This is a genomic window from Pontibacter lucknowensis (assembly GCF_900156415.1).
Taxonomy (GTDB): Bacteria; Bacteroidota; Bacteroidia; order Cytophagales; family Hymenobacteraceae; genus Pontibacter; species Pontibacter lucknowensis.
The window spans coordinates 273,252-290,660 of sequence record NZ_FTNM01000001.1 but is presented as its reverse complement, the minus strand read 5'-3'; the positions used below and the strand labels follow the sequence as shown (position 1 = coordinate 290,660).

The window sequence follows — 17,409 nt, the reverse complement described above, 5'->3', positions numbered from 1 at the left end:
ATGTTCCGAATCATTCTGGTGGTATTGATGCTCAGCTTTACGAGCCTCACCGCCCACGCCCACGACTACCACGCCAGCATTACCGACGCCCGGTACAACCCGCGCACGCAAAGCCTGGAGGTGGCCGTGAAGGTGTTTATGGATGACCTGGAAAACGCACTGTCTCAGAAAAGCAAATCAAAAGTAACGTATAGCCAGGCGCCGCAAGTGCAGCAGCTAGTGCAGGAGTACATCGGGAGCGCACTGACCTTTGAACTGGAGAAAGGCAAACCGCTGCGCCATACCTTTGTCGGTGCCGAGCAAGAGGCCGATGTGGTGTGGGTATACCTGGAAGTGCCTGTTAAGACGCAAAACCTTACACACCTGTATGTGCGCAATGTCGTGCTGCACGAGCTTTTCAACGATCAGATGAACATCGTGAACCTGGACTACAAAGGAAAGGTCAACAGCAGTCTCTTTCAGAAGAACGACGGCACCCGCAAAATGTCCTTCTAAGTTCGCTGCCTGAGCCACTTCAGCTGCGCCAGGGTGCTGATGAAGACTGTGGCCAGCATAGAGCCTGTCAGAAAGGAAACAACCACCCCCATCATGGAGCGCATAAAGGCGCTGGCGTAAAGTGCATAGCCCATAAAGGCAATGCCCGCCACTGCTATACCTGTCCAGAACAAGAGCTTTTGCTGCTGACTTACCTTGTTAGGTATAGCCACTGTTGGCTGGCGCCAGGTATAGAGCAGGATAAGGAAGCCTCCAACCAAAGTGCTGCTATGCTGTACGATCCGGCAAAGCATGATCTCCTGACCCATCACATGCACCATGCTAGTCAACAGAGGCCACCGACTTGCGAAGTAACCTGTTTCGTGCGTAAAGCTATCCCAGAAGATGTGCGAAGCTGCGCCGATGATAACCGACGTTGCAAACACAAACCAATGCTCCTTTAGATAGGCAATCCAGTTGAGCTGTGCTACAGCCAGGGCGCGGCGTTTCAGCCAATCGGGGAGGTGTGCTACAGCGGGCCGGCGCACGATCAGGTGAAAGACAGTCGCAATGGCCAGCGCAACAGGCAGATTAAAAAACAGCAAGCCTTCCAATGTATGGCCGCTGTGCTTGAAAAGGGGGAGTAACAGGAAGTACTGAAAATCCGGTGCGATGCTGCCTGTGATCAGACCAGTGGCTGAAAACCAGCGGCGGTGCTTAAGCAAAGGAAGTATGGCTGCGGGATGCGCGGCGGTAAAAGGCATAGGGTATGGGGATCGAGGTAAACTACTTTCCTATACCTCGTCCCTGCAGTACTGGTTTTATAAGCCTGAACTCTACGCGTCGATTAATGCGGCGATCTTCCTCCGTTCTCTCTTCACGCAGCGGTTTGCTGCTTCCGTAACCATAGGCATCAATCCGGCCATCGTCGATGCGCACTTTGTGCTGAATGTACATCATGATGGCGTCAGCCCGGTCCTTCGATAGGATCTGGTTGAACTCAGGATCACCGGCGCTGTCGGTATGGCCAGAGATCTCAAGTCGGTAGCTTGGGTTTTCGGCCAGGTAGTAAGCCACTTCGTCCAATATCGGGTGCATCTCCGGTGTAATGTTCGATTCATTCGGCTCAAACTCAATGTTGCGGAATACCATCGGGATGCTGTGGTCGATCACTTTAGTCATGATCTGCAGGGAAGTATCCTGTTGCAAAGCCAGCTCCCGTTCAATGGTGAAGAAATCCGGGCTCTGAATGATCATCATATACCTGGAGTTGTCAATCAGGTTGAAGGCGAAGGAGCCGTCAGGGCGAATGTACTTCGAGGAGATCTCGATACCGTTATCCAGGTCGATGATGGAAATGATACCCGAAAGTGGTTTGTTGGAAACAGAATCGCGCAAGACACCTTCTACTTTCGTAACGGCCAGCGGATGCGCTTCCATCGGCAGTGGGAAAGAGTAAAGTTCCAGATTCTTGATGTCGCTTTCTTCGGAACGGGCATAGTACAGGTTCTGCGACTGCGAATCGATGGTGAAGTAGTATTCGCTGCCACGACCGTTCACAAGTGGGCCAATATTGCGCGGCTCCTGCCACTTGCCTCCTACCAGGTAGGTCTTATAGATGTCGAAATCTCCGAAGTTAAACAGCTGACCGCGGGAGCTGAAGTAGAGGACCTTATACTTTGGATGATAGAAAGGACTCACCTCACTCTGGCGTGTGTTGATAACAGGCCCCATATTCTGCGCCGGCGCCCAAGCCCCGTTCTTCAGCTTATGTGTAAAGTAAATATCTGAAAGTCCAAAGCCACCCAGACGGTCGGAGGCGAAGTAGAGTGTGTCCTCGTTAGGCGAAAGAGTCGGCTGTGAGTCCCAGGACGGGCTGTTCACGTTAGGCCCCAGGTTCTCGATCTCGTGCCAGCTGCCGTCGGGCTGAAGGGTAGCCTTGTAAATGTCGCAATTGCCAAAGCCGTCCGGTGACTCACAGCGGGCGAAGTACAGTGTCTTTCCATCACGGGTAAGTGTGGCGGAGCCTTCGTTGTAAATGCTGTTGATCGGCTTGCCAAATGACTGTGCTTCTGTCCAGTAACCGTTGCTGTTATCAGAATAGTACAGGTCTTCGTTTGGCTTACTCTCTATACCCTGGAAAGTACGCTTTGAGGTGAAGATGAGCTTATTGTTGTCGGCACTAAGGGTAGGGCCATAGTCTTCGTAAGGCGAGTTGATGCTGTTGCCCATGTTCAGGTATACCCCACGTGGTGGCTGGTAAGTCGAGATGGACTTGCGGTACTCCACCAGTTCATAATAGTAACTCAGCGGGACATAGTAGTCTTTGGTGTTTTGCTCCAGCGAATCGTAGTAAGACTGCACCTGACGCACGTCGCTGCGGTGGTGCTTGAGCACGAGGCGGTAGACCTCCATGGCCTGGTCCATCATGCCCTGGCGCTCGTAAAGTTGACCCAGCCTCCAAAGTAGATTCGTATCCTTGTAGAAGTTCTGAATACCAAAATTGCGCACGTAGCGCTCCAGTAGCGGCAGTGCCTGCCCGTATTGCTTGCGTCTCTCCAGGCGCTGTATTTCCGAAAGCTTCTTGGAATCCTTGTAGAAGGTGATCTTGTTGAGGTTGGGGAATTCCAGGTGCATCTCCTGGTTCGGAGCCTTTTTATTCACCTTCACATCAGGTCCGTCTTGCAATGGCGTATGCTTCAGCTGACCTACGCACAGGAGTGGAGCCAGCAAGAGCAGCAGGGTGAAAGCAGGAGTAATAAGTCGTTTCATCGGCACAGAGCATGATACCTGAAACCAAAGATATTATTTTTTAGCCTATGTTCTGAAACGATTTATTAATTATCCCTTATATTTTGTGAATAAGTGCCAACGCTGCTGCCAGTGCGACAATTTGAGCGGGCGGGCGCACTTGGCACAGCTCTTGACTATTATACACTCCACGGGCATAAAGCGGAATTTCCACTATCTTTATGTCAATTTGGCACTGATACAACCTATGAACTATACACTGAAGAACTTTCTCAACCATCTTTTAATCGGAAACATGTCGATAGACGATAGCGACGATCTGATTCCGGTAATCACCACAGACCCTGACGAAGAAATGCTGCCGGAAGATATGCCGGGCGAGCTGCCGATTCTGGCGGTGCGCAATACAGTATTGTTTCCGGGCGTGGTATTGCCAATTACCGTTAGCCGCAAAAAATCGGTGCGCCTGGTGCGCAAAGCCCATAAAGGCGATAAGATCATCGGGGTAGTGGCGCAGCGCAACACCAACAGCGACGATCCTACGGCTGAAGACCTGTACGACATCGGTACCATGGCCAAGATCCTGAAAATGCTGGTATTGCCGGATGGCAACACGACCATTATCATTCAGGGTCAGAGTCGTTTCAAGATTGATGAAGTGACGCAGGAAGACCCCTACCTGTCTGCCAAGGTGAGCTACTGCAAAGACACCTTCCCGAACAAGAAGAGCAAAGAAGTGAAGGCGCTGGTGCACTCGCTGAAAGACGCTGCCGCCAAAATGCTCAAGCTGAACCCTGAGATCCCGCAGGAGGCGCAGGTTGCCCTGGATAACATTGACAGCCCTAGTTTCCTGACACACTTCCTGTCGAGCAATCTAAACGTGGACGTAGCTCAGAAACAGAAGCTTCTGGAAGTAAACGACGGCGTGGAACGCGGTACGCAACTCCTTGAGATCATGCTGCGCGAGATTCAGTTATTGGAGCTTAAGCAGGAGATTCATACCAAAGTACACACCGACATTGACCAGCAGCAACGCGACTATTTCCTGCGACAGCAGATCAAAGTGCTGCAGGATGAACTGGGGCAGGAGGGACCTGATCAGGAGATCGAGCGATTCAGGGAGCGTGCCATGAAAAAGAAATGGCCAGAGCAGATTGCCAAGCACTTTAACAAAGAGATTGAGCGGTTGGCCCGCCTCAACCCACAGGCAGCTGAATATCCGGTGGCGGTCAACTACCTGGAGTTTCTACTGGACCTGCCCTGGGACGAGACCACCAAAGACAACTTTAACCTGAAGCGCACCAAGAAGATACTGGACGCCGACCACTACGGTTTGGAGAAAGTAAAGGAGCGCATCATAGAGTACCTGGCTGTACTCAAGCTGAAAAAAGACATGAAAGCGCCGATTCTGTGCCTGTACGGACCTCCGGGTGTAGGTAAAACCTCTCTTGGCCGTTCGATAGCCACGGCGCTGGGACGTAAATATGTCAGAATGTCACTGGGTGGTGTGCGCGACGAAGCGGAGATCCGTGGTCACCGCCGTACCTATGTGGGTGCCATGCCGGGCAAGATCATCAGCCAGATCAAAAAAGTAGGCTCTTCCAACCCGGTGATTATCCTCGACGAGATCGACAAACTGGCCTCTGACTTCCGCGGCGACCCTTCTTCGGCCTTGCTGGAGGTGCTGGATCCGGAGCAGAACCATACTTTCATGGACAATTACCTGGATGTGGAGTACGACCTCTCCAAGGTGCTCTTCATTGCCACAGCCAACTCTTTGGACACCATTCAGCCTGCCCTGCGCGACCGTATGGAGATTATCGAGCTGACTGGCTATACCCTGGAGGAGAAAACTGAGATTGCGAAGCGCCACCTCGTACCGAAGCAGGTGAAGGAGCACGGACTGGAGGAGGAAGACGTGAAAATGTCGAAAGCCACCATCCAGAAAGTGATCGACGACTATACCCGCGAGTCGGGTGTGCGAAGCCTGGAGCGCAAGATCGGACAGGTAATACGCAACACGGCCAAGCAGAAGGCGATGGAAGAGGAATATACTCCTTCAATCAAGCCAGAAGATGTGGTTAAGATTCTGGGCCCGGAGACTTTCGACAAAGAAATCTACCAGGACATCGATACAGCCGGTGTGGTAACAGGCCTGGCCTGGACCTCGGTAGGCGGCGACATCCTGTTTATCGAGTCCATCCTGAGCAAAGGCAAAGGCAAGCTTACCTTATCCGGCCAGCTGGGCGATGTAATGAAAGAGTCTGCGATGACGGCGATCTCATACTTGAAAGCCCATGCCGAGCTGCTGGAGATCGACTACCGTTTGTTCGACCAATACGACCTGCACATTCACTTTCCGGAAGGCGCTGTGCCGAAAGACGGTCCTTCGGCAGGTATAGCCATTTTCACCTCCATTGCCTCTGTGTTCACGCAGCGCAAAGTGAAATCGCGTCTGGCTATGACGGGAGAGATCACGCTGCGTGGCAAGGTGTTGCCGGTGGGTGGCATCAAAGAGAAGATTCTGGCTGCAAAAAGAGCAGGTATAACGGATATTATTCTGTGTCAGAAAAACCGCAAAGACATCAGCGAGATACCGGAGCAGTACATCAAAGGCCTGCATATCCACTATGTAGATCGTGTGGATGAGGTGGTGCAGATTGCCTTGCTCAAGCAGAAGGTAAAGCATCCGCTGAAGCTGGTGGTGACGGAGAATGGCAGGAGCGAAGACTAAGTCATGAAGCTGGCCGCTGCCTTTTTACTTGCTGTGCTCCTGGGCTTTCCGCTCAGTGGTTGGGCGCAGGTAGGTGGGCAGCGCGGGTTTCCTTTTTTGCAATTGCCCGGTAATGCGCGGGTGGCAGCCTTAGGCGGTGTGAACGTGAGTGCGCCGGGGCATGATGTGAACATGGTGGCTTCGAATCCCGCTTTACTGAACGAAGCCATGGACCGTCAGCTATCCCTGAGCTATGTGGGCTACCTGGCGGACATCAAGCAGAGTAACCTGGCTTATGCCTTCAACACAAGCAGGTATGGCCGCTGGGCTGCGAGTCTGAATTACCTGAACTATGGTGATTTTGTGCAACGCGATCACACGGGTATGGAAGAAGGCAGCTTTTCGGTCAACGACTATACCCTGGGCATAAGTCACTCGCGGCAGGCGGAGGCTTTTACAGTGGGCGCTACCGCCAAAGTAGCTGTCTCTAGTATGGCAGGCGATAAGGCGGTAGGTATACTGGCCGATGTGGGCGGCGCTTTTCAGCACCCCGAGCACGACCTGAGCATAGGAATGGCCTTTAAGAATATCGGTTACCAGGTGCGCCCCTTCACAGGAGTCGACCGGCAGGCGATGCCTTTTGACGTGCAGCTAGGTGCCAGCTATAAACCGGAGCACATGCCGGTTCGTTTGTCGCTCACCGCACACCACCTGTACAAGTTTGACGTTGTATACCTGGACCCTAACGCTACAGGTCGACTTGACGCCAATGGCAACGAGGTGGAGGAGGAGAAAAAGGTCGGTGACCAGATTGCACGGCATTTTGTGGTAGGCACAGAGTTCATATTCAGCAAAAACTTTCAGGTGCGGGCCGGGTATAACCATTTGCGGCGCAAAGAGCTTCGGCTTGACAGCAATGCTGGAGGTGCCGGCTTCTCAGTAGGAGCTATGCTACGGGTTCGGGCCTTCGAGTTGAATTACGGAAGCGCCTTTTTTCATCCGTCGGGCGGCACGCATTATATTACGCTCAGCACTGATACAGGCACCTTTCTGAAACGTAAGAGTAAAGATTAAGGCAGTTGGTACTATGTGTTCAGCTGCCAGTTTTATAAATTTTAAGTATAGAACATGTTAGATTCAATAGAGCATTTAACACCAGCCCAGATTGTTGAGGAGCTGGATAAATATATCATCGGGCAGAAAGACGCTAAACGAAATGTGGCCATTGCGCTGCGTAACCGTTGGCGCCGTATGAACGCTGACGAGAATATCCGTCGCGAGATTGTGCCCAACAATATCCTGATGATCGGTGCAACGGGTGTAGGTAAAACCGAGATCGCCCGTCGTCTGGCCAAGATTGCGGATGCACCATTCACCAAAGTGGAAGCTTCAAAATTCACGGAAGTAGGCTATGTGGGCCGCGACGTAGAGAGCATGGTGCGTGACCTGGTAGAACAGTCGGTGAACATGGTGAAGACCAGGAAAAAGGAAGAGGTGAAGCAGAAAGCAGCCGAGGCCGTTGAAGATATTATCCTCGATGCACTGATTCCTCCAATACAAGGTGGCCGTGCTACGCCAAGCTTCTCGAGTACCTCCGAGTCAAACGGCATGCCCGACAATGACTATGAACTGAACGAGCGCACCCGTGAGAAATTCAGAGAGAAAATCCGCAACGGCGAACTCGAAGACCGTAAGATCGAGATCCGCATTCAGCAGAGCGCCATGCCAGGTATAGGTGCGATGGGGCCAGGTATGGACGAGGCTTCCATGATGAACATCCAGGAGATGATCAGCGGCATGATGCCCAAGAAGACCAAGAAGCGCAAGGTAACCATTGCCGAGGCTCGTAAGATCTTGCTGGATGAGGAAGCAGCTAAGCTTATCGACATGGACGAGGTGAAGGAAGAAGCGATCTTCAAAGCGGAAAACTCTGGCGTAATCTTCATCGACGAGATTGACAAAGTGGCTAGCTCGAGTAGCAAAGGCAGCGGTCCGGATGTGAGCCGCGAAGGTGTGCAGCGTGACCTACTGCCAATTGTAGAAGGCTCTACCGTGAACACCAAGTATGGTGTGATCAACACAGATCATATCCTTTTCATCGCTGCCGGTGCTTTCCATGTGGCCAAACCGTCGGACCTTATACCTGAGTTGCAGGGTCGTTTCCCGATTCGTGTGGAGCTGCAGAGCCTCACCAAGGACGACTTCTACCAGATCCTGAAGTTCCCGAAGAATGCACTGACCAAGCAGTATGAAGCGCTTCTGAAAGCGGAGGACGTAGAGCTCAGCTTTGCTGACGAAGCATTAGATGAAATCGCCAACATTGCCTACGAGGTAAACTCAGAGGTAGAGAATATCGGTGCCCGTCGTCTGCATACCGTTATGAGTCGTCTGCTCAACGACATCCTCTTCGACGTGCCGGATAAGATCGGTGCCAACGCCCACATTGTGGTAAACCGCGAGATGGTGCTCGAAAGACTGTCGGATATGGTGAAGAACCGCGACTTGAGTCAGTATATTCTTTAGAGTTGAGGAGTTTGAGAGTTTAGGAATTACTATGTATAGCTTTGTAGGGACAGGGTGTGACCTAATCTCGTTAACGTTTTGAATATCTCCTCCAACCTGTCATCTCGACGAAAGGAGAGATCTGGATTCTATCAGAGCCTGAGCAATATTTCAGATTTCTCCCTTCGGTCGAAATGACAAATACGGCTTAAGTTGATGGTATCGGGTCGCGACCTTTCCGATTCATGCACAGGCTTTTGGAGGTGGCAGGCACAACAAGATTTTCTATGCCTCTTATATTAAGATTGCTTTAGCACTCGCGAAAGCTGGCGTTTCTGTAAAAGCAGAGGCGCCAGCTTTTTTGTTTAAAGCGAGTTCGCTATATTCAGTAAAGCGATTGATGTATGAAAAGAACCCAATTTGCTCAGCTTGCAGCTGTCCTGACACTTTTTTTGGTTTTGGGTACTGTTTTGTCCTACTTTCTCCTGTTAGATATGTCCACTTCGAAACATCTAAAGGAATTAAGACTATTCTATAAAATTATGGATAGCTGTGAGTCGGCCGCCGCGAAGGCAGAAGCAGACTACGCAAAAGGTGCTGTCAAAATGTATTTCCCAAGCGGTCTCGAAATGGATCAAAATAGATTTCCTTATACATTTTACAGGCAAATAGAGGAGGAATATGGGATCGAAACTATCTATACAGGTGATTTGGGATACCCTTACTTCAGTTGCTACAACCTCAAAATGGATAGCCTGTTATCCGAGAGAATCGGCCAAAATACAATAGAGAGCCTTTATAGGGAGATGCATCGGGAGCAGTACCCGAATTAAAGTATCCCCACCCAAGCCCTATCCGTAATCTGAAGAGTCACTGTTAACCCCTAAACTCCCATGAACTACTACATCATCACCGGAACGAGCAAAGGTATAGGCAAGGCCATCGCCGAGGAACTGCTGCAGGACGAGAACAATTTTGTGATTGGCGTTTGCCGCAATAGCACCATCCAGCACAAGAACTACCGCCACCAGCCGCTCGACTTCTCGGATATACCTGCCGTGGAGCATAACCTGCATAAGGTGTTTGTACCATTTAAAGATGCCGAACGGCTTGTATTGATCAACAATGCGGGCGTGCTGGGTGACATAGGTTATGTGGGGGAAGGAATGCCGAACGAGCGTTTCGAGTTTGTGTTCGATGTGAACGTGATCGTGCCGGCCATGCTGATGAATACCTTCCTGCAGGTATACCAGTCGCTACAGATTCCGAAAGTGATCGTGAATATCAGCTCCGGAGCAGGCAAATATCCGATAGATGGTTGGGCGAGTTATTGCGCCTCTAAGGCTGCCATTGACATGCTGTCGCAGACGATACAGCAGGAGCAGCATGTGCGGGCTTCAGACGTGCGGGTATACGCCCTGTCGCCGGGTGTGGTGGACACCGCTATGCAGGAACACATCCGGGAGAGCGATGCTGCTAAGTTTAGCAATGTGCAGCGGTTTAGAGATTACAAGGAACAAGGTGAACTGGCCTCCCCAGAAGAAGTGGGAAGCAAAATTGCCTGGTTTCTGAACAATACCGATAAATTTGATGAAGTAATTGTGTCCGTGCGGGACATGTAGTTTTGGTACATCGTTTACATACACGATGCTAGAGCCCTGCCCATGTGGCAGGGCTTTTTCGTCAATAACACTGAGGTATAGAAACCGACTGATGTTTATACACGCATAACCTGCTGATACTGATAAAAATAGTTTCTAAAGCATTATTGCTAATTTGTTATAGTTATGCTAAATTGGTATAGTTATTTTTTAGCTATACCTGAGGCTGTTATGAAAAACCCGATCTGCCCGAAATGTAATGCTTTGGAAGTCGTAAAAAGTGGCATCATCAATGATCGACAGCGCTACCGCTGCAAGAAGTGTGGTTATTATTTCACCGTGAACAAGCTCGGGAAGGGCATAGACAGCTACTATGTCACCAAAGCGCTGCAACTCTACATTGAAGGTATAAGCTACCGTGAGATTGAGCGCATTCTGGGCGTAAGCCACGTTTCTATCATGAACTGGGTGCGCAAGTACAAGATCAAGGCCCCGGAGCAAACAGAATATCATCCCACCTACAAGATTCTGAACCATGCTGAACTGGTGGAGCACATGAAAAACAGCGCTAACCTGAAAGGCGCCGGTATGATGATCACCGAGCTTGGTGACAAGTACATGATGATCAAGTGGAAGCGGTTTAAAGACTAATGTATATCAACTTACCAAATATATACACCTCTTTACCCTTTTTCATAAATCTTCCTTAAAATAGATAAAGAATTCGGGGAAACAGCTGACCTCTCTTCACCTTAACATTTAGTATTCCAAATGAAAAAACTGTTACTATATGTAGCAGCAGGGCTGGTGCTTTGCTGTGTCGGGAGGAGTGCGTCTGCACAGGGCTCCACAGAGTATGGCGCTGGTATCAAGCTGCCTATTAACGAAGACGGATCTAAGTACATCCGCTTCATCACTTGGCATCAGGTATGGGTCAGGTATAACGAGCACAACTCGGGTACCATTCGCAATGGCGAACCGGTTGATAATACCCTGGACTTTGGTTTGCGCCGTTCCCGCTTCCTTACCTACTCCCAGATCTCACCGCGTTTTCTGGTGTTGTTACACTTTGGTATTAACAACCAGAATGCGATCAGCGGCGGCGTGAACCCAGCGTTGGATGGTAAGAAGCCGCAGATCTTTATTCACGATGCCTGGACGGAATACAAGGTGTTCGACAAGGCGCTTTCAATCGGGGCGGGTCTGCATTACTGGAACGGCATCTCGCGGATGTCAAATGCCAGCACCCTCAACTTCATGACCATCGATGCGCCTATCTTCAACTGGGCCACCATTGATGCCGCTGACCAGTTCGCCCGTATGCTGGGCGTGTATGCCAAAGGTAAACTCGGCAAACTGGATTACCGTGTGGCCGTCAACGACCCCTTTCTGACCAATACGGCAGAGGCGATCGGGCCGGCAGCCAATTACAATCCGCAGAACAACAACAAGGTATACCAGGGCTATTTCAACTGGCAGTTCCTGGACCAGGAGTCTAACCTGTTGCCGTTCATGGTAGGCACGTATTTGGGCACCAAGCGTGTGTTTAACATCGGTGCCGGCTTCATGCACAACAAAGATGGCATGTGGCGTGAGCAGAATACCATCAACGGATTTATTGTAGAAAAAGAAAACATCAACCTGTTTGGCGTAGATGCCTTTCTGGACCTACCGCTCAATACCGAACAAAATACCGCTCTGACAGCCTATGGCGTGTACTACAACTACGATTTCGGCAGAGACAACGTGCGCAACATCGGCATCATGAACCCAGCACAGGGTGGCGGTGGCCTGCGCGGTAATGCATTCCCGACCATCGGCACAGGCGACATCCTGTACGGTCAGGTAGGCTACTTACTGCCCAAAGACTTAATAACTGAAAAAGCCCGTCTACAGCCCTATGCCGCCTATAGCTACGGCAGTCTGGATGGCGTGCAGAACAGCCGGGGCGAAAAAGTGCCTGTGAAAGTGCTTGACCTTGGCGCGAACCTCTTGCTTGAAGGACATCACTCCAAACTTACGCTCAACTACCGCAACCGTCCGGATTTTACCAACCCGAATAACCTGAAGTACCGTCCGGAAATCACGCTGCAGGCCATGATTTACCTGTAAGAACCTTAAAAAAACTAAACTATATACCCATGGAAAATAACAAGAACAGAATGCAGGAGTACTGGCAGCGCAACGTCCGGATACTGCTGACGCTATTGGGCCTTTGGTTCGCTGTTTCATACCTATTCGGCATTTTGCTGGTCGACGAGCTTAACCAGTTCCGCCTTGGGGGCTTTAAACTCGGTTTCTGGTTTGCGCAGCAAGGCTCCATCTATGTGTTTGTGGTCATCATCTTCATCTATGTATGGCTGATGAACAGACTGGACCGCGAGTTTGACGTGCACGAAGACTAATCTCCCACCATACAATAGCTAAGACAATGGATATCTTAACCTGGACATACATCATCGTGGGCCTCACGTTCGCCCTGTATATTGGTATCGCCATCTGGTCGCGTGCCGGCTCTACAAAAGAATTTTACGTGGCAGGTGGTGGCGTTTCGCCGCTAGCCAACGGCATGGCAACGGCCGCTGACTGGATGTCGGCCGCCTCGTTCATCTCCATGGCCGGTCTGATCTCGTTTATGGGCTACGACGGCTCGGTATACCTGATGGGCTGGACGGGCGGTTATGTGTTGCTGGCTCTCTTGCTGGCGCCATACCTGCGCAAGTTCGGTAAGTTCACCGTGCCTGATTTCGTGGGCGACCGCTACTACTCCAAAACCGCCCGACTGGTGGCGGTAGTCTGCGCTATTTTCGTGTCATTTACCTACGTGGCCGGTCAGATGCGCGGCGTGGGTATCGTGTTCTCCCGCTTCCTGGAAGTGCAGATCGAAACGGGTGTGATCATCGGTATGATCATCGTGCTTTTCTATGCTGTGCTTGGCGGTATGAAAGGCATCACCTATACCCAGGTGGCGCAGTACTGCGTGCTGATATTTGCCTACATGGTACCGGCTATCTTTATCTCGATGATGCTGACCGGCAACCCGATTCCGCAGCTTGGCTTGGGTGGCACATTGGCCGATGGCACCTACCTGTTGGATAAACTCGACGGTTTGCTCCCTGAGCTTGGGTTCACAGCCTATACCGACGGCAGCAAAGCAACGATAGACGTGTTCTTCATCACTGCTGCCCTGATGGTAGGCACCGCCGGTCTGCCACACGTAATTGTGCGTTTCTTCACCGTTCCTAAAGTAAAAGATGCCCGTAAGTCGGCGGGTTATGCACTGGTGTTCATTGCCATTCTGTATACTGCTGCTCCTGCTGTAGGTGCTTTCGGTATGTATAACATGCTGCAGACTACCAGTAACCAGCCGATTGCGAGCATGCCGCAGTGGGTAAACAACTGGGAGAAAACAGGTCTGATTGGCGTGGACGATAAAAATGGCGATGGTCGCATTCAGTATGTGAAAGACCCGGCCGTGAACGAACTCAAGATCGACAAAGACATCATGGTACTGGCCAACCCGGAAATTGCACAGCTTCCAAACTGGGTGATTGCCCTGGTAGCGGCGGGTGGTCTGGCAGCGGCCCTTTCCACGGCGGCAGGTCTCTTGCTCGTAATCTCCACATCTATCGCCCACGACTTACTTAAGAAATCTGTGATGACAGGTATATCCGAAAAGCAAGAGCTGATTGCGGCCCGTATCGCGGCAACTTTTGCGGTTGTAATCGCAGGCTATTTCGGTATCAACCCGCCAGGCTTCGTGGCCGAGGTGGTGGCCTTCGCCTTCGGTCTGGCAGCGGCATCGTTCTTCCCGGTGATCATCATGGGTATCTTCTCAAAACGCATGAACAAGCAAGGCGCCATTTGGGGAATGATTTCCGGTCTGTTGTTTACGATCAGCTACATCTCCTACTTCAAATTTATCAACCCGGCCGCTAACCTGCCAGAGAACTGGTTCATGGAGATCTCTCCGGAAGGTATAGGCACGGTAGGTATGATCGTGAACTTCATCGTGTCATTCATCGTGTCACGCTTCACCCCAGCCCCGCCAGCCCACATTCAGGAGCTGATCGAAGACATCCGCATCCCACGTGGTGCCGGAGAGGCAGTGGCCGGGCATTAAGGTTGAATTGTTAATTGTAGAATTGGTAAATTGTTGGATGGTTGATTCGGTGGGAATACCATCGGTCAGCCATTCGGCAGTTTGCTGGCTTCCCAGCCCTCGCTCGCGTCCCGCGAGTGTGAGGAATTGGGTGGCGTCTCGCCACCTGTGCCTGGAGGCACAAATTTGCGGCCAGAGTCCGCTGGATAGCTCACACTCGCGGGACGCGAGCGAGGGCATAAGCAGCGACGAAGCTACTTGACTTATGCCAAAAGCTAACTTTCTAACTCACTAAATCACTCAACCACTCAATCACTAACTAAACCCCATGCGTGACCGCTCCAAAGGCAGACGACTCTTTTTCATCAGCGCCCTGTTCATGGTGCTGTTGAATTTTCCGTTGCTTTCGATTTTCAATTCGACGGTGAGCGGCGTGCCGGTGCTATACCTATACCTGACGGTGGTTTGGCTGGCATGCATTGTGGCGATTGCGTTTTTCATTAACCGTCAGGACCCGCGTAAACAGAAGAAATAACCATGAACTACTGGCTTGTCATCGGTGTGTCGTTTTGCTACCTGGCTTTGCTCTTCGGGCTGGCTTCGTGGGCGGAAAGGCGTTCGGCTGCGGGAAGAAGTTTCGTGGGCAACCCCTACATCTATGCGCTTTCCATGGCGGTGTACTGCACCGCCTGGACCTATTACGGTTCGGTAGGCAGAGCCGCCACGACCGGCTTAGGCTATCTGGCTATCTATATCGGTCCGACATTGATGGCACCGCTCTGGTGGGTGGTGCTGCGCAAGATCATCCGCATCTGTAAGGTGCAGCGCATTACCACTATCGCCGATTTCATCTCGTCGCGCTACGGCAAGAACATCACGCTGGGCAGCATTGTCACCATTATCTGCGTGCTCGGCATTATCCCTTACATTTCCATCCAGCTCAAGGCTATTGCCAGTAGCCTGGATATACTCACCGGTATGAATGAAGTGGGCCGGAGTCCGCTCTTCGGCGACACGTCTTTCTACATCGCGCTGGGCCTGGGCCTGTTCACCATCGTGTATGGCACACGGCATGTGGAGGCCACCGAGCGCCACGAAGGGATGGTGACGGCCATTGCCTTTGAGTCGCTCTTCAAGTTGGTGATCTTTATCGTGGCAGGTGTCTTTGTGACCTACGGCCTGTTCAATGGCTTTGGCGACATCATGCAACAGGCCACCCAACTACCCGACTTCGAGCGGTTGATGACCTTCGATAACGACAGCGGTTTTTCGCAGTGGTTCTGGATGGTGGTGCTCTCCATGCTGGCCATCCTGTTTTTGCCGCGCCAGTTTCAGGTGGCTGTGGTCGAGAACGTAAATGAACAGCACCTGAACAAGGCCATGTGGCTTTTCCCGCTATACCTGTTCGCCATTAACATTTTCGTGCTGCCGATTGCTTTTGGCGGCGACCTGTTATTCGGAAACGCAGGTATAGACGCCGACATGTTTGTGCTGGCAATCCCTTTGAGTGAAGGACAATCGCTGCTTGCCTTGATGGTATACCTGGGCGGATTTTCGGCGGCAACCAGTATGGTCATTGTGGCTACGATTGCCTTGAGTGTGATGGTGAGCAACAACCTGGTGATGCCGCTTCTGGTAGCTATACCTGCGGTTAAAAACCAGTATCAGAACCAGCTTACGAAGATCTTACTCTTCAGTCGTAGGCTCGGTATTTTGGTCATTCTCTTGCTGGCCTACCTATACTACAAGGGGGTGGCAGAATACTACTCGCTCGTGGAAGTCGGGCTGGTGTCTTTTGCGGCAGTGGCGCAGTTTGCTCCGGCCATTATCGGGGGGATTTTCTGGAAGGAAGGCACTAAAAACGGGGCGCTGGCAGGTATAGTGGTCGGTTCTGTGCTCTGGTTCTATACCTTGGTGGTGCCATCGATGGTGGGGGTGGGTATGCTGCCAAATAGCATTCTGGAGCATGGTCCGTTAGGTATAGCCTGGCTCAAACCCTTTGAGTTGTTCGGCCTTCAGGGCATGGACTATATCTCCCATGCTATGTTCTGGAGCATGTTCCTGAACGTGGGTTTATACATAGGTGTGTCGCTTTTAAGCAAGCAAACGTCTCAGGAGCGCAATCAGGCAGAGGTGTTCGTGGATATCTTCAAGTACTCCACCGTGTTCGAAAGCTCGATTGTCTGGAAAGGCACAGCCTACATACCTGACATCAAATCCTTGCTGGTGAACTTCCTAGGCGAGAAAAAAGCCGAGGTGGCCATGAAAGCTTACAAGCGCAAATATCCCGAGCCGGAAGACGAAAGCGGTAAGGCGGACCCGAAACTCGTGACTTATGCCGAGAAATTACTGTCAGGTGTCATCGGCTCTTCTTCGGCCCGCATCATGGTGTCGTCGGTTGTGAAAGAGGAGGAGATCAGCATTGACGAAGTGCTTAACATCCTGAAAGAGTCGCAGCAACTGATCTCGATCAACAACGAACTCCGGCGCAAGTCCATGGAGCTGCGCCGCGCCACCGAGCAACTCCGCAGCGCCAACGAGCGACTCAAGCAACTAGACCAGCTTAAGGACGAGTTCCTGTCGACAGTCACGCACGAGCTCCGCACGCCGCTGACTTCGATTCGGGCCCTGTCTGAAATTCTGTATGACAACCCTGAAATGGAGCGCGAGGACCAGGAGCATTTCCTGCAGACCATTGTGAAAGAGTCGGAGCGGTTGACAAGGCTGATCACACAGGTGCTTGACCTGGAGCGCTTTGAGTCGGGCAAGCAGAAACTTAATCTGGGACCTGTGCACATCGAGGAGGTGGTGCGCGAATCAGTGCAGGCGCTGGAGCAACTGGTACAGGAGAAAAACATTGATCTGGTGGTGGACGTGCAGCACAATCTGCCGAGTATAAACGGCGACAAAGACCGCCTGATACAGGTGCTGGTCAACCTGATTTCCAATGCCATCAAGTTCTGCAACCCGGAGCACGGCCGCATTATCGTGTCGGGTTACTACATCGACGGCGACATCAAAGTGAATGTGGTGGACAACGGCAAGGGCATTGACCCCGAGTTTCACAAACAGATATTCGACAAGTTTTACCAGGCGCAGAACCAGAACATCCGCAAACCCGAGGGTAGCGGACTAGGACTGGCTATCAGCAAGAAGATAATTGAATCGCACCAGGGGCGCATTTGGGTGGAGAGTGAAGTGGGCAAAGGCTCTAAATTTTCGTTCGTGCTTCCCGTGAAAGTAAATGTGCCCGCAAACGTATAAAA

14 protein-coding genes are annotated in these 17,409 nt (G+C 51.4%); 12 read left to right on the top strand and 2 right to left on the bottom strand.

The annotated features are described in order from the left end of the window. A complete protein-coding gene (locus BW972_RS01255; RefSeq protein WP_076420543.1) occupies positions 1 to 495 on the top strand; it encodes a DUF6702 family protein in 495 nt (164 codons plus the stop codon). Here the strand turns inward: BW972_RS01255 and BW972_RS01250 are convergent. Beyond that, positions 492 to 1,238: a DUF4184 family protein gene (locus BW972_RS01250; RefSeq protein WP_076420541.1), complete on the bottom strand. Its 747-nt coding sequence runs from the start codon at positions 1,236 to 1,238 to the stop codon at positions 492 to 494. The genes BW972_RS01255 and BW972_RS01250 overlap by 4 nt on opposite strands. A gap of 22 nt (positions 1,239 to 1,260) precedes the next feature. Then, a complete protein-coding gene (locus BW972_RS01245) occupies positions 1,261 to 3,246 on the bottom strand; it encodes an OmpA family protein (RefSeq protein WP_076420539.1) in 1,986 nt (661 codons plus the stop codon). 226 nt (positions 3,247 to 3,472) lie between these two features. Between BW972_RS01245 and lon the strand changes: the two genes are divergently transcribed. The 11 genes from lon to BW972_RS01190 all read left to right on the top strand — a co-directional run bounded on the left by lon (position 3,473) and on the right by BW972_RS01190 (position 17,407). After that, positions 3,473 to 5,959 carry an endopeptidase La gene (gene lon, locus BW972_RS01240; protein ID WP_076420537.1) on the top strand — a complete coding sequence of 829 codons (2,487 nt, stop codon included), beginning with the start codon at positions 3,473 to 3,475 and terminating at the stop codon, positions 5,957 to 5,959. A 3-nt stretch (positions 5,960 to 5,962) separates the two neighbouring features. Further along, positions 5,963 to 7,012 carry a type IX secretion system protein PorQ gene (gene porQ, locus BW972_RS01235; protein WP_076420535.1) on the top strand — a complete coding sequence of 350 codons (1,050 nt, stop codon included), beginning with the start codon at positions 5,963 to 5,965 and terminating at the stop codon, positions 7,010 to 7,012. A gap of 54 nt (positions 7,013 to 7,066) precedes the next feature. After that, positions 7,067 to 8,461, top strand: coding sequence for an ATP-dependent protease ATPase subunit HslU (hslU, locus tag BW972_RS01230; RefSeq protein WP_007654458.1), 1,395 nt, complete (start codon positions 7,067 to 7,069; stop codon positions 8,459 to 8,461). 383 nt (positions 8,462 to 8,844) lie between these two features. Then, a complete protein-coding gene (locus tag BW972_RS01225) occupies positions 8,845 to 9,273 on the top strand; it encodes a hypothetical protein (protein WP_076420533.1) in 429 nt (142 codons plus the stop codon). 60 nt (positions 9,274 to 9,333) lie between these two features. Further along, positions 9,334 to 10,062, top strand: coding sequence for an SDR family NAD(P)-dependent oxidoreductase (locus tag BW972_RS01220; protein ID WP_007654456.1), 729 nt, complete (start codon positions 9,334 to 9,336; stop codon positions 10,060 to 10,062). Between the two features lie 210 nt (positions 10,063 to 10,272). After that, the gene (locus BW972_RS01215; protein ID WP_007654454.1) at positions 10,273 to 10,692 is read left to right on the top strand and encodes an IS1/IS1595 family N-terminal zinc-binding domain-containing protein; all 420 of its coding nucleotides are present in this window, start codon (positions 10,273 to 10,275) and stop codon (positions 10,690 to 10,692) included. Positions 10,693 to 10,812: 120 nt separating this feature from the next. Next, positions 10,813 to 12,153, top strand: a complete 1,341-nt coding sequence (locus tag BW972_RS01210) for a hypothetical protein (protein ID WP_076420531.1) — start codon at positions 10,813 to 10,815, stop codon at positions 12,151 to 12,153. Between the two features lie 29 nt (positions 12,154 to 12,182). Further along, positions 12,183 to 12,446 (top strand): DUF4212 domain-containing protein, encoded by a 264-nt coding sequence (locus tag BW972_RS01205; protein WP_007655160.1) that lies wholly within the window; start codon positions 12,183 to 12,185, stop codon positions 12,444 to 12,446. 26 nt (positions 12,447 to 12,472) lie between these two features. Further along, on the top strand, positions 12,473 to 14,164 hold the full coding sequence (locus tag BW972_RS01200; protein WP_007655158.1) for a sodium:solute symporter family protein: 1,692 nt from the start codon (positions 12,473 to 12,475) through the stop codon (positions 14,162 to 14,164). Positions 14,165 to 14,471: 307 nt separating this feature from the next. Next, positions 14,472 to 14,678, top strand: coding sequence for a hypothetical protein (locus tag BW972_RS01195; RefSeq protein WP_007655156.1), 207 nt, complete (start codon positions 14,472 to 14,474; stop codon positions 14,676 to 14,678). A gap of 2 nt (positions 14,679 to 14,680) precedes the next feature. Then, on the top strand, positions 14,681 to 17,407 hold the full coding sequence (locus tag BW972_RS01190; RefSeq protein WP_076420529.1) for an ATP-binding protein: 2,727 nt from the start codon (positions 14,681 to 14,683) through the stop codon (positions 17,405 to 17,407). Positions 17,408 to 17,409 lie beyond the last annotated feature (2 nt).

Excerpts from the sequence above, each read along its gene's own strand:
- BW972_RS01210 (WP_076420531.1), top strand. The coding sequence starts at position 10,813 with ATGAAAAAACTGTTACTATATGTAGCAGCAGGGCTGGTGCTTTGCTGT.
- BW972_RS01215 (WP_007654454.1), top strand. The coding sequence starts at position 10,273 with ATGAAAAACCCGATCTGCCCGAAATGTAATGCTTTGGAAGTCGTAAAA.
- BW972_RS01205 (WP_007655160.1), top strand. The coding sequence starts at position 12,183 with ATGGAAAATAACAAGAACAGAATGCAGGAGTACTGGCAGCGCAACGTC.
- BW972_RS01190 (WP_076420529.1), top strand. The coding sequence starts at position 14,681 with ATGAACTACTGGCTTGTCATCGGTGTGTCGTTTTGCTACCTGGCTTTG.
- lon (WP_076420537.1), top strand. The coding sequence starts at position 3,473 with ATGAACTATACACTGAAGAACTTTCTCAACCATCTTTTAATCGGAAAC.
- BW972_RS01200 (WP_007655158.1), top strand. The coding sequence starts at position 12,473 with ATGGATATCTTAACCTGGACATACATCATCGTGGGCCTCACGTTCGCC.
- BW972_RS01255 (WP_076420543.1), top strand. The coding sequence starts at position 1 with ATGTTCCGAATCATTCTGGTGGTATTGATGCTCAGCTTTACGAGCCTC.
- BW972_RS01195 (WP_007655156.1), top strand. The coding sequence starts at position 14,472 with ATGCGTGACCGCTCCAAAGGCAGACGACTCTTTTTCATCAGCGCCCTG.
- BW972_RS01225 (WP_076420533.1), top strand. The coding sequence starts at position 8,845 with ATGAAAAGAACCCAATTTGCTCAGCTTGCAGCTGTCCTGACACTTTTT.
- porQ (WP_076420535.1), top strand. The coding sequence starts at position 5,963 with ATGAAGCTGGCCGCTGCCTTTTTACTTGCTGTGCTCCTGGGCTTTCCG.
- BW972_RS01245 (WP_076420539.1), bottom strand. The coding sequence starts at position 3,246 with ATGAAACGACTTATTACTCCTGCTTTCACCCTGCTGCTCTTGCTGGCT.
- hslU (WP_007654458.1), top strand. The coding sequence starts at position 7,067 with ATGTTAGATTCAATAGAGCATTTAACACCAGCCCAGATTGTTGAGGAG.
- BW972_RS01220 (WP_007654456.1), top strand. The coding sequence starts at position 9,334 with ATGAACTACTACATCATCACCGGAACGAGCAAAGGTATAGGCAAGGCC.
- BW972_RS01250 (WP_076420541.1), bottom strand. The coding sequence starts at position 1,238 with ATGCCTTTTACCGCCGCGCATCCCGCAGCCATACTTCCTTTGCTTAAG.